Source organism: Nocardioides speluncae (assembly GCF_003121585.1).
Taxonomy (GTDB): Bacteria; Actinomycetota; Actinomycetes; order Propionibacteriales; family Nocardioidaceae; genus Nocardioides; species Nocardioides speluncae.
The window spans coordinates 227895-243807 of sequence record NZ_QEOO01000016.1 but is presented as its reverse complement, the minus strand read 5'-3'; the positions used below and the strand labels follow the sequence as shown (position 1 = coordinate 243807).

Sequence of the window (15913 nt, the reverse complement as noted above, 5' to 3'; positions counted from 1 at the left end):
TCACCCACATTCCGCCGCGTTGAGACGCCCAGAAGTTCGAGCCCGGTCCTGGGAGTCCTGATGGCACTGAGACTCGTCTGCTGAGGCCTTCTTTCGTCGCGAGCATCCCACAGACCCCTCAGCATCAGCGTGGCCGGGTCGCTCGCATCAGCCCTTGCGGTCCAAGAGATCCTGCGCCGCCTCCTGGATCGCTCTACCCAGTGCTTGGTGAGTGCGCTTGATCCAATCTGTCGCCGCTCGAGCATCGGCATCAGTGGTTCCCATGAACTCGAGTAGCTTGGGATTGTCGTACTCGCGTTGGTAGTGAAAAATCTGATTGCGAAAACGGCGCAGCCTGTCGACGTTCTCATCGGCCAAGAGGTCGTCGAGTTCAGGATCGACGAGCCTGGCTTCGCGCCACCCTTCGATCACGACGTAGACCGTCGCGTACCACAGGCTCATTGCGATCATGTCCTCCATCGACGTGACGGGGTCGATCTCAGATGGCGACTTGTCGCGATTGATCCGACGCATGAAGACGTCGCGCAGGAAGTCCGCGTTGAGAAAGTACTTGTGCAGGGCCATTACCTGTAGGAAGTGCTCGTCCTGCGGGTCACGCACATTGACCATGCAGGAACCATAGGTCTATCCCGAGCACTCCCAACAGCACTGTGAGGTTGTAGGTACCGGCAACCGCAGGTGTGCGTCATACGGCCGCCAAGCGAGCACGCGGTCGGCGCTATGAGGAGACGACAACCACCTTGCCGAGGGACCGACCCTCTCCGACATGGGCAAGCGCGGCGGGGACTTCGTCGAGGTTGAAGGTGCGGTCGATGTGGATCTTCACGTCGCCGGTGGCGCATAGCTCGGCGAGCGGGGTGAAGTGGGCGGGGCCCTGCTTGACGACAAGGACCCCCATCGAGCGACCGGTGAGTCGGCCGGCTGCCCAGCCTATGGTGAGCACGCGCAGCAGGGAACGGACCGAGCCGCCGACGCATCGGTAGGTGCCGCTGGGTGCCAGCGCGCGGCGATAGGTGAAGACCGAACGGTGCGCGACCAGGTCAAGGATCAGGTCGTAAGGCTGGGCGGTTCGGGTGAAGTCGTCGCGGCGGTAGTCGATGACGTCGTCCGCGCCCACGGATCGCATGAAGTCCTGCTTGGCGGCGTTGTCGACACCGGTGACATGAGCACCGAGCCGTTTGGCCAGCTGGATGGCGAAGGCACCTGAGCCTCCGCCCGCCCCGTTGATCAGGACCCGGCTACCGGCGCCAGCCTTCCGCGTGCCTTGCAGAGCGATCGCTCCCGCCTGCGGGATGGTCGACGCCTCGGCGAACGTCAGCTCGGCCGGCTTGTGAGCCAGCGCGGACTCCGGTGCCAGCGCCTGCTCCGCGAAGCCTCCCATCAGCGCCAGGTTGTCGCCGTACACCTCGTCCCCGAGTCGAAACTCGGTGACACCTTCGCCGACCTCCTCGACCACGCCGGCGATATCCGATCCGAGTATCCGCCGAGCCGGGCGGCGTAGCCCGCCGATGCGAGCGTAGGCAGGCGATCCGCGCAGGCCCTCCCAGTCGCTGAGGTTGATCGAGGTAGCAGCGACTTTGACCCGCACCTGCCCAGGCCCGGGCACCGGCATCGGCACGTCCTCGACCCGCAACACGTCGGGCGACCCGTACCGGTCGTAGACGACTGCTCTCACGCGTTCACCATGGCAACAGAGGGCTACTGCTCGGGCAGCGCGCCGGGGTCTTGCTGCTCGTCGGCTCGGTGTGTCTGCGCGCGAAGCCGGTTGCCGGCCACTCGAATGAAGACGACGCTGGTGACGAGCCCGGCCAGCACCACGCCCACCGCGATGGGCGCCATCGTTGCCAGGCCCTCGGGGCTCTTCAGGACGACTCCGCTCAAGTAGAGAACCAGCCCGACGGTCAGGAGCAGGAAGCCGATCCGCTTTTCCGCCAGGAGCTTGGCGTGAGTGGAGACCTCGTCGGGCTCCCCTAATGCGGTGCCCTCTTCGTCGATCTTCTCGCGCAGTACGACGATCGACTCGGCGTTGTGGGCATGGGAGAGAACACCAGCACCCACTAGGTCCAGTGCCACGCCGCTGACGAGAAGTACCTCGGTAACCAGCGCCACAACGCATCCCTCCGTCCGCTGCCGCGAACCCCGCCAGCAGTCTCTCACCTCGACCTGCTCTCAGGGTTGACTCGGCGAGCGAGCACTGTTCACGGCGTGGACGATCTCCACCGCTGCTGAGACCCTGAGACGGTGAGCGAGTGGTTCCTTCCTGCCGCTGAGCGCCCCTGGACCTCCGGGAACCTTCTGACTCCGCACGTGCACGGAGCCGACTACTTCGATCGCCTCCTGGAGGTCATCGGTTCGACCCAGTCCGGGGACCGGATCTTCCTGACCGACTGGCGCGACGCCGACGAGCGGATGGCGGAGGACGGCCCGACCGTCGCGGAGCTCCTGTCGTCAGCAGGGCGCCGCGGCGTCGAGGTCCGTGCGCTGTTGTGGCGCTCGCACCCGGGCAAGCTCAACAGCGAGGAGAACACACACCTCGGCACTGTCATCAACGAGAGCGGCGGAGAAGCACTCCTCGACGAGAGAGTGCGCCGCGGCGGGTCCCACCACCAGAAGCTCTTCGTCGTACGACGGAAGGGCAGGCCGGAGGAGGACGTCGCGTTCATCGGCGGCATCGACCTGTGTCACGGTCGTCGTGACGACGCAGCCCACGCGGGCGACCCCCAGGCCCCGCCGCTGGACAAGCGGTACGGCGCGACGCCGCCCTGGCACGACGCGATGGCGGAGATTCGCGGACCTGCGGTGGCTCATGTCCTCGACACGTTCGCGGAGCGCTGGGATGACCCGACGCCGCTCGACCATCGCAACCCGTATCGAGCGGTCGTCCATCGGCTGGCCAGGATGCCGCGGCACCCCGAGCGGTTGCCGGAGCGCTGGGAACCGCCTCCCGATGCCGGTCCGCACCAGGTGCAGATCCTGCGCACTTACCCGGCCAAGCGGCCGGCGTACCCCTTCGCGCCCCAGGGGGAACGCTCGATCGCGCGGGCCTACTCACGTGCGTTCGCGCGGGCGCGCCGGATGATCTACATCGAGGACCAGTACTTCTGGTCGGACGTCGTGTCCACCACGCTCGCCGAGGCGCTCCGACGCGAACCGGAGCTGCAGGTGATCGCCGTCGTCCCGCGCTACCCCGAGGAGGACAACCGCCTCGGCGGGCCACCCATGTTCTTCGGGCAACGGCTGGCCTGGGACCAGCTGCTCGAAGCCGGGGGCGACCGGTTCGCGATGTTCGACCTCGAGAACGCCGCGGGGACGCCGATCTATGTGCACGCCAAGGTGTGCGTGGTCGACGATCGCTGGATGACCGTCGGTTCCGACAACCTCAACTTGCGCTCCTGGACCCACGACTCCGAGATAACGTGCGCGGCCGTCGACCCCGGCGGGGTGTTGCCCCAGAGCCTCCGGACATCGCTGTGGGCCGAGCATCTCGGCCTATCGCAGGACGACCCGCGGTTGTCCGACCTGAGTGGCGCGCTGGCCCTGTGGGCCGAGCGAGTGGGCGCCCGAGGGAGCCGCATCCACGAACACGTGCCCCGAGCCTTGCCGGCACGCACTCGGCTCTGGGCCCGGGCGGCGTACCGCGCCTTCTACGATCCTGACGGCCGACCGCGACGCCTGCGGGGGACCACGCGGTTCTGAAACGAACGCGTGGCGGTTGGCTGATGCCCAACAGGACTAGCGCGTCGCCGGCCCGCGGCAGAGCGCGAGCAGCTCACCCGGCTGGCGGCCGTCGCGGACCGCCCAGCCCTGCTGCAGCGGCACCTGCACCACGGCACCGGCCTCGTTGCGGATCAGCGCGCTCGACGGCGCGCCTGGCTTGGCGTGCCGGGAGCACTGGTGGCGGGAGATCAGCTCGGCGAGGTCGTCGTCCTCGCGGTCGGTGAGGGTCGCGACGCCGAGCGAGATCAGCACGCTGCCGGCGAGGAAGGAGGTGAGGGCGACCCCGCGAATGCCGCCGTACCGCAGCGCGGCGCCGAGCGAACTCGGTGCCGAACGTCGGGGAAGCGGCGTCATGACACACTCCAGGCGGTGGCGGGCGCGGGGATGCGTTCCTGCACTCACAACGAGTAAGCCCAGGTCAAGTGACGCCAGGAGTTAAGTTGAAACTTTACGAATTCGAGGGCAAGCGGCCCACGGTTCACCCCGAGGCATTCGTGGCGCCGACCGCGACCTTGATCGGCGACGTGACGGTGGAACAGGGCGCCAGCATCTGGTACGGCGCGGTGCTGCGCGCCGACATCTGCACGATCGTGGTTCGCGAGGGTGCCAACGTGCAGGACAACTCGGTCATCCACGGCGCGCCCGGCGCCGAGATCGAGATCGGCCCCGGCGCCACCGTCGCCCACCTGTGTGTGATGCATGGCAAGGCCCTCGGGGCCAAGGCGCTGCTCGGCAACGGCAGCACCATGCTCGACGACTCGGTGATCGGGGCCGGCTCGCTGGTCGCGGCCGGCTCCATGGTCACCGCCAAGGCCGAGATCCCCGACGGCGTACTCGCGGTCGGCTCACCGGCCACGGTCAAGAAGCCGATCACCGGCACGCCCGCCGAGTTCTGGGTCGAGCACAACGGTCCCTACTACTCAGAGCTCGCCAGCCGCCACAAGAACGGCATCACCCCGCTTTAGAGGCTCTAGGACGCGAAGTGGTCGACGATGCCGTCGATCACCTCGGCGGTGCCGGGCATGTCGTTGTGCTTGATGCAGGCCTCGGTCCAGTGGTTCTCCGCGCCCGAGAGGAAGGTCGAGCGCGGCGGGTCGATGGTGCCGTCGCAGCTCGAGACCCAGGTGGCGTAGGAGACCGAGCCGGGGGTCTCGTCGGTCGCGTTGAGGTTCCGCATGAACGCCGAGCCGCTGTACATCTCGTACGCCGGGTAGATGCCGAACAGCCACGCCCAGTAGGCCTGCGAGGTGCCGTGGTTCGGGCCGGCGATGCTGGCGTAGTGCTCGACCTTGGGGCCGCCACCGAGGTTCTTGACGTAGCGCGCGCTCAGGCTGCCCATCGAGAAGCCGATCAGGTCGACCTCGGTGGCGCCGGTGTCGGCGAGCACCTGGTCGACCAGCGTCGACAGCCGCCGGGCCACCGCGGCGTTGCCGATGTCGTTGGGGAAGTCGAGCGAGTAGATCTCGGACTCGGCATACCCGCGGGCGACCAGGCCGGGCTTCATCGCGTTCACGTTCGACGCGGAGCCGCCGTAGCCGTGCCGCCATCCGGCGGATACCTGTGGCGACGGTCACGGCCGCTACCGCGTGGTGGCGGGCGGATTTTGCATTGATTGGGCAGACTGGCCGCGGCACGACACTCAACCGAAGGATCACCGATGTCCCGTACGTCCCTCGTCGTCGGCGGCCTGATCGCCGCGACCGGCGCCGCCCACTTCGCCGCGCCCCAGGTCTTCGAGCCCATCTCGAAGCTGCCCTTCCCCAACAACACGCGTAAGTGGGTCTACAGCAACGGCGCCACCGAGGTCGCCCTCGGACTCGCCCTGATCCCGCGCAAGACCCGCAAGCTCGGCGTCGCCGGCCTCGCGGCCTACGGCGCCTTCCTCGGCGGCAAGACCGCCCTCGCCCGTCGCGGCTGATTGGCGGGCAGTTTCACTAGGTACCTAGTGAAACCGTCCCTCCCCGTCGGAAACTTCGCGTGGGCTGGGACAGTTCTGGACGGGCAGTCCGGCGGGTCGCGTAACCGGCTGGGTCGTGCGGTCGTTCTCCAGTAACCGGGAGACCCGCCACTCCCGGTACCTGCCTGGGGAGGCCTGCCATGGTCCGTCTGCCTAAACGATCCCTTGCTTCCGCCGTGGCCCTAGCTGCCGGCGTACTTCTCGCCACGACGCCCGGGCCGGCCGGGGCCGACCCGATCGTGCTGCCGCCGATCCTCGACGTGGAGCCGACTCTCGGCTGCACCCAGCTGGTGCCGCACGCGGTGTCGGTCGACAACACGCCGGTGCGCCTCGACGTTCGGATCCTGCTCGACGGCGTCCCGCAGGCCGAGGCCGCGAGCGCCGTGACCGCGATGCGCACGGCGTACTCGCCGCTCAACATCGACGTGGTCGCGACCTACCAGACGGTGTCCTTCACCGGCCTGGACGCCGGCGGACTCACCCAGCAGGCCAAGGATCTGTACGGCGGCCGGCGACCGGCCGGCGTCGACGTTGTCTACACAATGACCAGCAAGAACATCACGTCGGAGGGCAGCCCGCTCGGCAACAACGTCGCGGGCCTGGCGGACTGCATCGGCGGCGTCCGGTACGCCGACCGCGCGTTCGCCGTCGGCGAGCGGTTCGACGACCCGACCACCGGCGGCACGATTCCGCTGCCGGTCCGGCAGGCCACCGGCAAGACCATGGCGCACGAGATCGGCCACCTGATGGGCGGCCACCACCACTACGCCAGTGTCGAGGGCCTGCTCGCGCCCGACCCCAACGTGATGACGCTGATGGGCCCGACGCTGAGCGTCATTAGCCTGAAGCTCTCGACCCTGAACACGCTGATGGTCAAGGCGCACGCCCAGCTGTACGCCACTCCCTGAGAGCAGCCCAGGCCGCTACGGCTGGTAGGAGCCGACCTCCCACGTGTGGGTGGTGACACCGATCGCGTTCCAGGCGTTGATGGTCGTGATCATCGCGACCAGTGCGCCGAGCTCGTCTGGGCTGAAGTGGGCAGCGGCCGCGTCCCAGTCGGCGCCCGGGACGTGGTCGACCGCGAGCAGCGTGACCTTCTCGGCGAAGGCCAGCGCGGCCCGCTCCCGCTCGGTGAAGAACGGCGTCTCCCGCCATGCGGCCAGCCCGTACAGCCGCTGCTCGGTCTCGCCCTTGGCCCGGGCGTCCTTGGTGTGCATGTCGATGCAGTACGAGCAGCCGTTGATCTGCGAGACGCGCGCCTTGACCAGCTCACGCAGCAGCGGGTCGATGCCGACCCGGTCCAGCTCGCGGTTGGTCGCGTTGTCGAGGTGGGACATGGCCTTGCTGAACGCGGGCGCGGCCGCGTCGATGTCGAGCCGGGCAGGTGCGGCAGTCGTCACGGGGTTCTCGGTCGTCGTCATGGTCCGATCGTAGGGACGCCGTACCCGTCGCAGTGGGCCAATCCGACGCCCCCTTCCTGCGCCGCTCGACCTGCGAATTGCTGTGGCAGTGGTCACACATGCTGTTTACAGACGATGCTGATTTGTCAACATCCGGGGAAGCCAGGTCGCCGCGGAGTCAGCGCCGCGGCGCTCTGGTGATCTCGTCCTCGTGAACGTGCAGCTCCACCTCGCGGGGCTTGCCGATCAACCCGGTGGTCACCACGAACTTCACCACCAGCGGTCCGCCGCCGATCGCCTTCGTGACCGTGCCGTGCGACCCCTTCGGTACGTCGAGCCGGAACCCGCCCCCGATGGCCTTCACCGCCGTCACCTTGTCGCCCTTCTTCGGCCTCACGCTCCCCATCCTCGCCGACCCGCCCCGTCTTGACGCCCAGAAGCGTCGACCCGGCCCGTCTTGACACCGTTCGTGTGAACACGGGCCGGGTCGGCGCGCGCACGCGTTAACACGGGCCGGGTCAGCGCGCGCACGCGTGAAGACGGGCCGGGTCAGGGTTCGAAGCGGTAGCCCATGCCGGGTTCGTTGAGGAGGTAGCGGGGGCGGGCGGGGTCGGGTTCGAGCTTGCGGCGCAGCTGGGCCATGTAGAGGCGCAGGTTGCCGTGGGCGGTCTCGTAGCCGGGGCCCCACACCTCCAGCAGCAGCTGCCGGTGGCTGAGCAGCTTGCCGGGGTGCCGGACCAGCACCTCCAGCAGGTGCCACTCGGTCGGGGTCAGCCGGAGCGGCTCTTCCTCGCCCTCGACGGTCACCCGCCGCGCGGCCAGGTCCACCGACGCCGCCCCGATCGTCACCACCGGCTGGTCGTCAGGAGCACCCACTCGCCGCGACAGCGCGCGCATCCGGGCCAGCAGCTCGTCCATGCCGAACGGCTTGGTCAGGTAGTCGTCGGCGCCGGCGTCGAGCGCCTCCACCTTGTCCGAGCTGTCGCTGCGGCCCGACAGCACCAGGATCGGTGCCTGGCACCAGCCGCGCAGCCCGGCGATCACCTCCACGCCGTCCAGGTCCGGCAGGCCGAGGTCGAGGATCACCAGGTCCGGCGGCTGTGCGGCAGCCCCAGCCAGCGCGTCCGCCCCGGAGGCGGCCACCGCGACCGAGTAGCCGCGAGCCCGCAGCGTGATCCGCATGGCGCGGAGGATCTGCGGGTCGTCATCGACGACCAGGACGTGGTTCATGTGGCCTGCCGTTCCCGGCGCCCGGGCGCGGGCGTCTCGTCGTACGGCGGCGCCACCGGCAGCGCGACCACCATCGTCAGCCCGCCGCCCGGCGTCTCCTCCATCGCCAGCTCCCCGCCCATCGCCTCGGTGAGCCCGCGCGACAGGGCCAGTCCGAGGCCGACGCCGGTGGTGTTGTCGGTGTCACCGAGCCGCTGGAACGGCGCGAACACCCGCTCGCGGTCGTCGCTCGGGATGCCCGGCCCACGATCGATCACCCGCACCTCCACCCGCTCGCCGAGGTGGCTCGCGGCCAGCCGCGGCGGCCGGTCGGCAGGCGCGTAGCGCAGCGCGTTCGCGACCAGGTTGGCGATAACCCGCTCCAACAGGCCCGGGTCGGCGAGTACCTCCGGCAGGTCGGCCGGCAGGTCCAGGAGTACGTCGCGGCCCGCCGGTCCGAGGTCGCCGAGCGTCTGGCCGACCACCTCCTCGACCGCGGTCCGCCGGGTCTCCACGGCGAGCGCGCCGGCCTGCAGCCGGCTCATGTCGAGCAGGTTGTCGACCAGCGCGCTCAGCCGGTCCAGCGACTCGTCCGCGGTGTGCAGCAGCTCGGTACGGTCCTCCTCCGACAGCGCGAAGTCCCGGCTCAGCAGGCCGGTCACGACCGCCTTCGCCGAGGCCAGCGGCGTGCGCAGGTCGTGGCCGACGGCGGCGAGCAGCGCCGTCCGCATGTTGTTCATCTCGGCGAGCGGGCCCGCCGTGGCGGCGGCCGCGCTGAGCCGGGTGTGGTCGAGTACGACGGCGGCCTGGGCCGCGAACGCGCCAAGCAGCCGACGGTCCTCGGCCGCCAGCGGTGCGCCTCGCAGTGCCAGCACCAGCTTGTCGCCCACCGGCACCTCGGTGTCGGCGTCCTGCGGCTGCTGGCACGGCGGCGTACCGGCACTCGCCACCACCTCCCACGCCGCCCCGCCGTCTCCCGCTGCCCGCTCCAGCAGTGACACCGACGTCAGCGCGAACGTCTCGCGGAGCCGCTCCAGCATCGCCGGCAGCGCGTCCTCGCTGCCGAGCGCGCTGCCGGCCAGATCGGCCAGGGTGCGGCTCTCGGCTGCGGCCCGCGCCGCCTGCCGGGATCGCCGGGCGGCAGCGTCCACCAGCGAGCTCACCACCAGGGCGACGACCAGGAACACCACCAGCGCCAGCGCATTGTTGACCTCATTGATCGTGAACTTGTAGAGCGGGGGCGTGAAGTAGTAGTTGAGGAACATCGAGCCGATCACCGCGGCCACCAGCGCCGGCAGCAGGCCACCCATCACAGCCACCACCACGACCAGCAGCAGGAAGATCAGCGCGTCGCTGACCAGGTTCAGGTCGCCGCGGGCCTGGGTCAGCAGCAGGGTCAGCAGCGGCGGGCCGAGCAGCGCCAGCAGCAGCCCGCGCAGCTGGCGCCGGGTGCTCAGACCGCCGCGGAGAGAAGGCAGCCGCAGGCCCTTCCGGGCGTGTTCGTGAGTGACGACGTGGACGTCGATGTCGCCGGACTCGCGGATCGTGGTCGCGTTGACGCCGGGGCTGAGCAGGTGTGCGAACCGCGAGCGGCTCGACGTACCCATCACCAGCTGGGTGGCGTTCTCGGCGCGGGCGAAGGTCAACAGCGCATCGGGTACGTCGTCGCCCAGGATCTGGTGGTAGCTGCCACCGAGCGACTCGACCAGCCGCCGCTGGTTGGCCAGCGCCTCGGGGCTGGCGCCGGTCAGGCCATCGGACCGCGCCACGTGTACGGCGAGCAGGTCACCGCCACTGGACCGGGCCGCGATCCGGGCCGCGCGCCGTACCAGCGTTTCGCCCTCGGGGCCGCCGGTCAGCGCCACCACCACCCGCTCGCGCGCCTCCCACGTCGTCGCGATCGAGTGCTCGGTCTTGTAGGTCTGCAGCGCAGCGTCCACCCGGTCGGCGACCCAGAGCAGCGCCAGCTCACGGAGCGCGGTCAGGTTGCCGACCCGGAAGTAGTTGCTCAGCGCCGCGTCGACCTTCTCCGGCGCGTAGATGTTGCCGTGCGCCATCCGGCGGCGCAGCGCCTCGGGGCTCATGTCGACCAGCTCGATCTGGTCGGCGGCGCGGACGACGCGGTCCGGGACCGTCTCCCGCTGTGGAACGCCGGTGATCTTCTCGACCACGTCGTTGAGCGACTCGAGGTGCTGGATGTTGACGGTGGAGATCACGTCGATCCCGGCCACGAGCAGGTCCTCGATGTCCTGCCAGCGCTTGGCGTTGCGGGTGCCGGGGATGTTGGTATGGGCGAGCTCGTCGACCAGCGCCACCGCCGGCCGCCGTTCCAGGATCGCGTCCAGGTCCATCTCGGTGAAGGTGGATCCGCGGTACTCGAGGGTGCGCCGCGCTAGCAGCTCCAGCCCGTCCACCATGCCCGCGGTGAGCGGCCGGCCGTGGGTTTCGATGAAGCCGACCACCACGTCCGTCCCGCGCGCGGCGCGCCGGTGCCCCTCGCCGAGCATCGCGTAGGTCTTGCCGACGCCCGGCGCGGCGCCAAGGTAGACCCGGAGCTTCCCGCGCGGCATACCCTCAGTCTGACAACTCGTCGAGGGCCAGGTTGAGCTTAAGCACGTTGACACGCGGTTCGCCGAGGAAGCCAAGCGTCCGGCCCTGCGTGTTCTCCTCGACCAGATCCCGTACGACGCCCTCGTCCAGGCCGCGCTCACGGGCGACTCGGGCGACCTGCAGTTCGGCGTACGTGGGCGAGATGTGCGGGTCCAGGCCGGACCCGCTGGCCAGCAGCGCGTCCGGAGGCGCGTGGTCGCCGACCGCGGCCCGGCGTTCCTCGATCGCGGCGATGAGTTCGTCGTTCTCGGGTCCGAGGTTGGTGGCGCCGGACGCCGTCGGGTCGTAGTCGGCAGCCGACGGCCGGCCGTGGAAGTACGTCGCGTCGTCGCCGTACGACTGCCCGATCAGGTCGGAGCCGACCACCTTGCCGTCGCGCTCGACCAGCGAGCCGTCGGCGTTCCCGTTGAACGCCACCTGGGCGACGCCGGTGATCGCGAGTGGGTAGGCCAGCCCGAGCAGGACGGTCAGCACCGCGAGGGCGCGGACCGCGGCCAGAATCTGTGAAGCCATGTCAGGTAAACCTTTCTCACATGCCCGGAAGGAGGGACACGACGAGGTCGATGATCTTGATGCCGATGAACGGCGCGATGATGCCGCCGAGGCCGTAGATGCCGAGGTTGCGCGAGAGCATCGACGACGCCGACGACGGCTTGTACTGCACGCCGCGCAACGCCAGCGGGATCAGCGCCACGATCGCCAATGCGTTGAAGATGACCGCCGACAAGATCGCGGACTCCGGCGACGACAGCCGCATGATGTTGAGGTTGTCGAGACCGACGTACACGCCGGCGAACATCGCGGGGATGATCGCGAAGTACTTCGCCACGTCGTTGGCGATCGAGAACGTGGTCAGCGACCCGCGGGTGATGAGCAGCTGCTTGCCGATCTCCACGATCTCGATCAGCTTCGTCGGGTTGGAGTCGAGGTCGACCATGTTGCCGGCCTCCTTGGCTGCCGACGTACCCGTGTTCATCGCGACGCCGACGTCGGCCTGCGCGAGCGCGGGCGCGTCGTTGGTGCCGTCACCGGTCATCGCGACGAGCCGGCCGCCGGCCTGCTCCTTCTTGATCAGCGCCATCTTGTCCTCGGGCGTCGCCTCGGCCAGGAAGTCGTCGACTCCCGCCTCCTCGGCGATCGCGCGCGCGGTCAGCGGGTTGTCGCCGGTGATCATCACCGTGCGGATGCCCATCCGGCGCATCTCGTCGAAGCGCTCGCGCATGCCCTCCTTGACGACGTCCTTGAGGTGGATCACGCCGAGCGCACGGGCCGGCCCCTCGGCGGGCTTCTCGGCCACGACCAGCGGCGTACCGCCGGCGCCCGAGATCGCGTCCACGATCTCGCCGACCTCGGCGGTCGGCCCGTTGGTGACACCGTCGCCGTGGTCGCGGACCCATCTGAGGACAGCCGCGGCCGCACCCTTGCGGATCTGTCGCCCGCCGTCCAGGTCGACGCCGGACATCCGCGTCTGGGCGGTGAACTCCACGAAGTGCGCCGACGGCAGCTCGCCCTGGCTGCGCTCACGCAGGCCGTACGCGGTCTTGGCGAGTACGACGATCGAGCGACCCTCGGGGGTCTCGTCCGCGATGCTCGACAGCTGCGCGGCATCGGCGAGCGCGTCGTCGTCCACACCGCTGACCGGGATGAACTCCGACGCCTGCCGGTTGCCGAGCGTGATCGTGCCGGTCTTGTCGAGCAGCAGCGTGTTGACGTCGCCCGCGGCCTCGACGGCCCGGCCGGACATCGCCAGCACGTTGTGCTGCACCAGACGGTCCATACCCGCGATGCCGATCGCGCTCAGCAGCGCGCCGATCGTGGTCGGGATCAGGCAGACCAGCAGCGCCACCAGCACGATGATCGGCTGCTCGGCTCCCGCGTAGATCGCGAACGGCTGCAGGGTGACGGTGGCTAGCAGGAAGACGATCGTGAGGCTCGCGAGCAGGATGTTCAGCGCGATCTCGTTGGGCGTCTTCTGCCGGGCCGCGCCCTCGACGAGCGCAATCATCCGGTCGATGAAGCTCTCGCCGGCCTTGGTCGTGATCTTCACGACGATCCGGTCCGAGAGCACCTTGGTGCCGCCCGTGACCGAGCTGCGGTCGCCGCCGGACTCCCGGATGACCGGGGCCGACTCCCCGGTGATCGCCGACTCGTCGACGCTGGCCACCCCCTCGATGACGTCACCGTCACCGGGGATGACTTGACCCGCCTCGACGACCACCAGGTCACCGACCTGGAGGGTGGCTGCGGGCACCTCTTCCTCGCTGCCGTCCGCGCTGAGTCGCCGGGCCACGGTCTCGGTCTTGGCACGCCGTAGCGTTTCCGCCTGGGCCTTGCCGCGGCCCTCGGCCACGGCCTCGGCCAGGTTCGCGAAGACCACGGTCAGCCACAGCCAGACCACGATCGACCAGGCGAAGAAGCCGGAGTCCTTGATCGCGAGCACGGTCGCCAGTACGGCGCCGATCTCGACCACGAACATCACCGGCTGCTTGACCATGACCCGCGGGTCGAGCTTGCGCAGCGCGTCGGGAAGGGAGGTGGCCAGCATCCTCGGGTCGAGGACGCCGCCTTGGACACGGTTGCTCATCAGAGTCCTTCTGCGAGGGGGCCGAGGGCGAGAACGGGGAAGAAGGTCAGGCCGGCCACGATCAGCACCACGCCGACGAGCATCCCGACGAACAGCGGCTTGTGTGTCGGCAGCGTGCCCGCGGTTGCGGGGACCGGGGTCTGGCGGGCCAGGGAGCCGGCCAGCGCGAGCACCAGGATGATCGGAATGAAGCGGCCGAGCAGCATCGCGAACCCGAGCCCGATGTTGTAGAACTCGGTGTTCACCGAGATGCCGGCGAAGGCCGAGCCGTTGTTGTTGGCGGCCGACATGAAGGCGTAGAGCACCTCGGACAGGCCGTGCGGGCCGGGGTTGAGGATCGAGTCCTTCGGGACCTCACCGGCCACCGCCTTGTTCAGGCCCAGCGCGACCGCCGTACCCGTGAGCACGAGTGCCGGCATGGTCAGGATGTTGAGCGCGACCAGCTTGATCTCGCGGGCCTGGATCTTGCGGCCGAGGTACTCCGGCGTGCGGCCCACCATGAGGCCGGCGATGAACACGGTCAGGATCGCCAGCACCAGCATCCCGTAGAGGCCGGCGCCGACGCCGCCGGGTGCGACTTCGCCGAAGCCCATGTTGAGGATCAGCGCACCGCCGCCGAGCGAGGTGTAGGAGTCGTGGAAGGAGTTCACCGAGCCGGTCGACGTACCCGTCGTGGACACCGCGAACAGCGCCGACGCCCACTCACCGAAGCGGGTCTCCTTGCCTTCCATGGCGGCGCCGGCAGCTTCGTACGCCGTACCGCGAGCGGAGACCTCGGCCCAGGTCACGATGGTGACCATCAGCGCCCACAGCGCGGTCATCGCGCCGAGGATCGCGTAGCCCTGGCGCTTGTCGCCGACCATCAGGCCGAAGGTCCGCGTGAACGCCACGGGGATCACCAGCAGCAGGAAGATCTCGAACATGTTGCTGAGCGCATTCGGGTTCTCGAACGGGTGCGCGGAGTTGGCGTTGTAGGGGCCGCCACCGTTGGTGCCGATTTCCTTGATCGCCTCCTGCGAGGCGATCGGGCCGCCGGTGATCCGCTGGAAACCCTCGGTGAGGGTCGTCGCGTCGGTGCCGGCACTGAGGTTCTGGATGGCGCCGAGCGCGACCAGGACGATCGCGGCGACCACCGACATCGGCAGCAGGATCCGGACGCAGCCGCGGACCAGGTCGACCCAGAAGTTGCCGATCCGGTCGGTCTTGCTCCGCATGAACCCGCGCACCAGCGCCACAGCGACGGCCATGCCGACCGCGGCCGACACGAAGTTCTGTACGGCGAGCCCGGCCATCTGCGTGAGGTGGCTCATCGTCACCTCGCCCGAGTACGACTGCCAGTTGGTGTTGGTCACGAACGACGCCGCGGTGTTGAACGCCTGGTCCGGGACCACGCCGGGGAAGTCGAGGCTCAGCGGCAGGTGCTGCTGCACGCGCTGGAGCACGTAGAGCGCGAGCAGGCTGACGGCCGAGAACGCCAGCAGGCTGCGCGCGTAGACGGGCCAGCGCTGGTCGGCGTCGGGGTCGACGCCGATACATCTGTAGAGGACGCGCTCTGCGGACCAGTGCTTCTCGTCGGTGTAGGTCTTCGCCATCCACGTGCCGAGCGGGCGGTACGCCGCCGCCAGGGCAGCGATCAGCAGGCCGGTCTGAAGCAGACCGGCAGTGGTGTCAGACATTCAGAAACGCTCCGGGAAGAGGAGGGCCGCCACGAGGTAGCCCACGAGAAGAACTGCCAGGACCAGGCCGATGACGCTCTCGGCGTTCACAGGCGCTCGACCCCCTCAGCCCGGATCCAGCGATGGCCGCCTGCTGCGCGCCGCCATGCGGGCGCGCTGGCTGCGTTGGCGAAGACTCGACGGGCCTCCGGCCCGCCTTCGCTCCGCCGCCTTGCCATCACACCCGCCTGACGGCGCTCGCGACGGCGCCCATCGCTGGATCCGGGCTTCACGATCAGCACGGTGACCGCGAAGAAGACGATGGTCAGGACTGGGTAGAGCACGTCGCTCATTCATGGCTCCGATAGGCAGGGGGACGGTTGGTGAGCATCGCGACGGCGACGCCGGTCGCCACCAGCAGCGCGAACCGGACGAGGTCGGCCTGCGCGAACGTGAGGACGCCGTACTCGTTCTCGACGAACCCGGTGAACAGCGCCCAGGCCGACCCGCCGATGCCGGCGGCGTACGCCGGCGGGAGTGCCAGCGCGCACGCCGCGACCGCGACGTACACGATGGCCTCGGTGAAGGCGGGCCGGAGCCCGGCGCCGCGGCAGCCGAACAGGCAGCCGACGAATACGGCGTTGCTGACCGCGAACCGGACTCCCGGCTCGTGGAGCATGCTGCGCCTGGGCTTCGTCTGCGCAGGCTGCAGTGCCACTTTGATGGTCACAACTCCGAGTGGACACCCGCTCGCGGGCTCCACCCAGGTTGCTAACGCGCC

18 protein-coding genes and 1 pseudogene are annotated in these 15913 nt (G+C 69.3%); 4 read left to right on the top strand and 15 right to left on the bottom strand.

Going from position 1 to position 15913, the window contains the following annotated elements; translation table 11 throughout:
• Positions 1-147: 147 nt before the first annotated feature.
• From DDV73_RS08565 to DDV73_RS08555, 3 genes are all read right to left on the bottom strand, one after another.
• The gene (locus DDV73_RS08565) at positions 148-609 is read right to left on the bottom strand and encodes a hypothetical protein (RefSeq protein WP_109506828.1); all 462 of its coding nucleotides are present in this window, start codon (positions 607-609) and stop codon (positions 148-150) included.
• Between the two features lie 109 nt (positions 610-718).
• The gene (locus DDV73_RS08560) at positions 719-1675 is read right to left on the bottom strand and encodes an NAD(P)-dependent alcohol dehydrogenase (protein ID WP_109506827.1); all 957 of its coding nucleotides are present in this window, start codon (positions 1673-1675) and stop codon (positions 719-721) included.
• A 23-nt stretch (positions 1676-1698) separates the two neighbouring features.
• On the bottom strand, positions 1699-2073 hold the full coding sequence (locus DDV73_RS08555) for a hypothetical protein (RefSeq protein ID WP_154402673.1): 375 nt from the start codon (positions 2071-2073) through the stop codon (positions 1699-1701).
• A gap of 168 nt (positions 2074-2241) precedes the next feature.
• Between DDV73_RS08555 and DDV73_RS08550 the strand changes: the two genes are divergently transcribed.
• Positions 2242-3696, top strand: coding sequence for a phospholipase D family protein (locus DDV73_RS08550; RefSeq protein WP_154402672.1), 1455 nt, complete (start codon positions 2242-2244; stop codon positions 3694-3696).
• A gap of 36 nt (positions 3697-3732) precedes the next feature.
• Here DDV73_RS08550 and DDV73_RS08545 read toward each other — a convergent pair whose 3' ends face one another.
• A complete protein-coding gene (locus DDV73_RS08545) occupies positions 3733-4071 on the bottom strand; it encodes a hypothetical protein (RefSeq protein ID WP_109506825.1) in 339 nt (112 codons plus the stop codon).
• Between the two features lie 86 nt (positions 4072-4157).
• Here DDV73_RS08545 and DDV73_RS08540 point away from each other — a divergent pair, with 86 nt between their 5' ends.
• A complete protein-coding gene (locus DDV73_RS08540) occupies positions 4158-4682 on the top strand; it encodes a gamma carbonic anhydrase family protein (protein WP_109506824.1) in 525 nt (174 codons plus the stop codon).
• 5 nt (positions 4683-4687) lie between these two features.
• Here the strand turns inward: DDV73_RS08540 and DDV73_RS08535 are convergent.
• Positions 4688-5245 (bottom strand): annotated as a pseudogene (locus DDV73_RS08535) (esterase/lipase family protein); the annotation flags it as partial.
• Positions 5246-5374: 129 nt separating this feature from the next.
• Between DDV73_RS08535 and DDV73_RS08530 the strand changes: the two are divergent.
• On the top strand, positions 5375-5635 hold the full coding sequence (locus DDV73_RS08530) for a hypothetical protein (RefSeq protein ID WP_109506822.1): 261 nt from the start codon (positions 5375-5377) through the stop codon (positions 5633-5635).
• A 215-nt stretch (positions 5636-5850) separates the two neighbouring features.
• Positions 5851-6582 carry a zinc-dependent metalloprotease family protein gene (locus DDV73_RS08525; protein WP_161962325.1) on the top strand — a complete coding sequence of 244 codons (732 nt, stop codon included), beginning with the start codon at positions 5851-5853 and terminating at the stop codon, positions 6580-6582.
• A 15-nt stretch (positions 6583-6597) separates the two neighbouring features.
• Here the strand turns inward: DDV73_RS08525 and DDV73_RS08520 are convergent, their stop codons facing one another.
• The 10 genes from DDV73_RS08520 to DDV73_RS08475 all read right to left on the bottom strand — a co-directional run bounded on the left by DDV73_RS08520 (position 6598) and on the right by DDV73_RS08475 (position 15862).
• Positions 6598-7095, bottom strand: a complete 498-nt coding sequence (locus tag DDV73_RS08520) for a carboxymuconolactone decarboxylase family protein (protein ID WP_109506820.1) — start codon at positions 7093-7095, stop codon at positions 6598-6600.
• 157 nt (positions 7096-7252) lie between these two features.
• Positions 7253-7471 carry a hypothetical protein gene (locus tag DDV73_RS08515; protein ID WP_109506819.1) on the bottom strand — a complete coding sequence of 73 codons (219 nt, stop codon included), beginning with the start codon at positions 7469-7471 and terminating at the stop codon, positions 7253-7255.
• A gap of 152 nt (positions 7472-7623) precedes the next feature.
• Complete coding sequence (locus DDV73_RS08510) at positions 7624-8304, bottom strand: response regulator (protein WP_109506818.1); 681 nt, start codon at positions 8302-8304, stop codon at positions 7624-7626.
• Positions 8301-10853, bottom strand: a complete 2553-nt coding sequence (locus DDV73_RS08505) for a sensor histidine kinase (RefSeq protein WP_109506817.1) — start codon at positions 10851-10853, stop codon at positions 8301-8303. Before DDV73_RS08505 ends, DDV73_RS08510 begins: the two co-directional genes overlap by 4 nt.
• A 4-nt stretch (positions 10854-10857) precedes the next feature.
• Positions 10858-11406, bottom strand: a complete 549-nt coding sequence (gene kdpC / locus DDV73_RS08500; RefSeq protein WP_109506816.1) for a potassium-transporting ATPase subunit KdpC — start codon at positions 11404-11406, stop codon at positions 10858-10860.
• A 16-nt stretch (positions 11407-11422) separates the two neighbouring features.
• The gene (kdpB, locus tag DDV73_RS08495) at positions 11423-13477 is read right to left on the bottom strand and encodes a potassium-transporting ATPase subunit KdpB (RefSeq protein WP_109506815.1); all 2055 of its coding nucleotides are present in this window, start codon (positions 13475-13477) and stop codon (positions 11423-11425) included.
• A complete protein-coding gene (gene kdpA / locus DDV73_RS08490) occupies positions 13477-15153 on the bottom strand; it encodes a potassium-transporting ATPase subunit KdpA (protein WP_109506814.1) in 1677 nt (558 codons plus the stop codon). The genes kdpB and kdpA overlap by 1 nt, the downstream gene beginning before the upstream one ends.
• A complete protein-coding gene (gene kdpF / locus DDV73_RS29455; protein WP_109506813.1) occupies positions 15154-15243 on the bottom strand; it encodes a K(+)-transporting ATPase subunit F in 90 nt (29 codons plus the stop codon).
• A complete protein-coding gene (locus DDV73_RS08480) occupies positions 15240-15485 on the bottom strand; it encodes a hypothetical protein (protein WP_109506812.1) in 246 nt (81 codons plus the stop codon). Before DDV73_RS08480 ends, kdpF begins: the two co-directional genes overlap by 4 nt.
• The gene (locus DDV73_RS08475; RefSeq protein ID WP_154402671.1) at positions 15482-15862 is read right to left on the bottom strand and encodes a hypothetical protein; all 381 of its coding nucleotides are present in this window, start codon (positions 15860-15862) and stop codon (positions 15482-15484) included. Before DDV73_RS08475 ends, DDV73_RS08480 begins: the two co-directional genes overlap by 4 nt.
• Between the last annotated feature and the right edge of the window lie 51 nt (positions 15863-15913).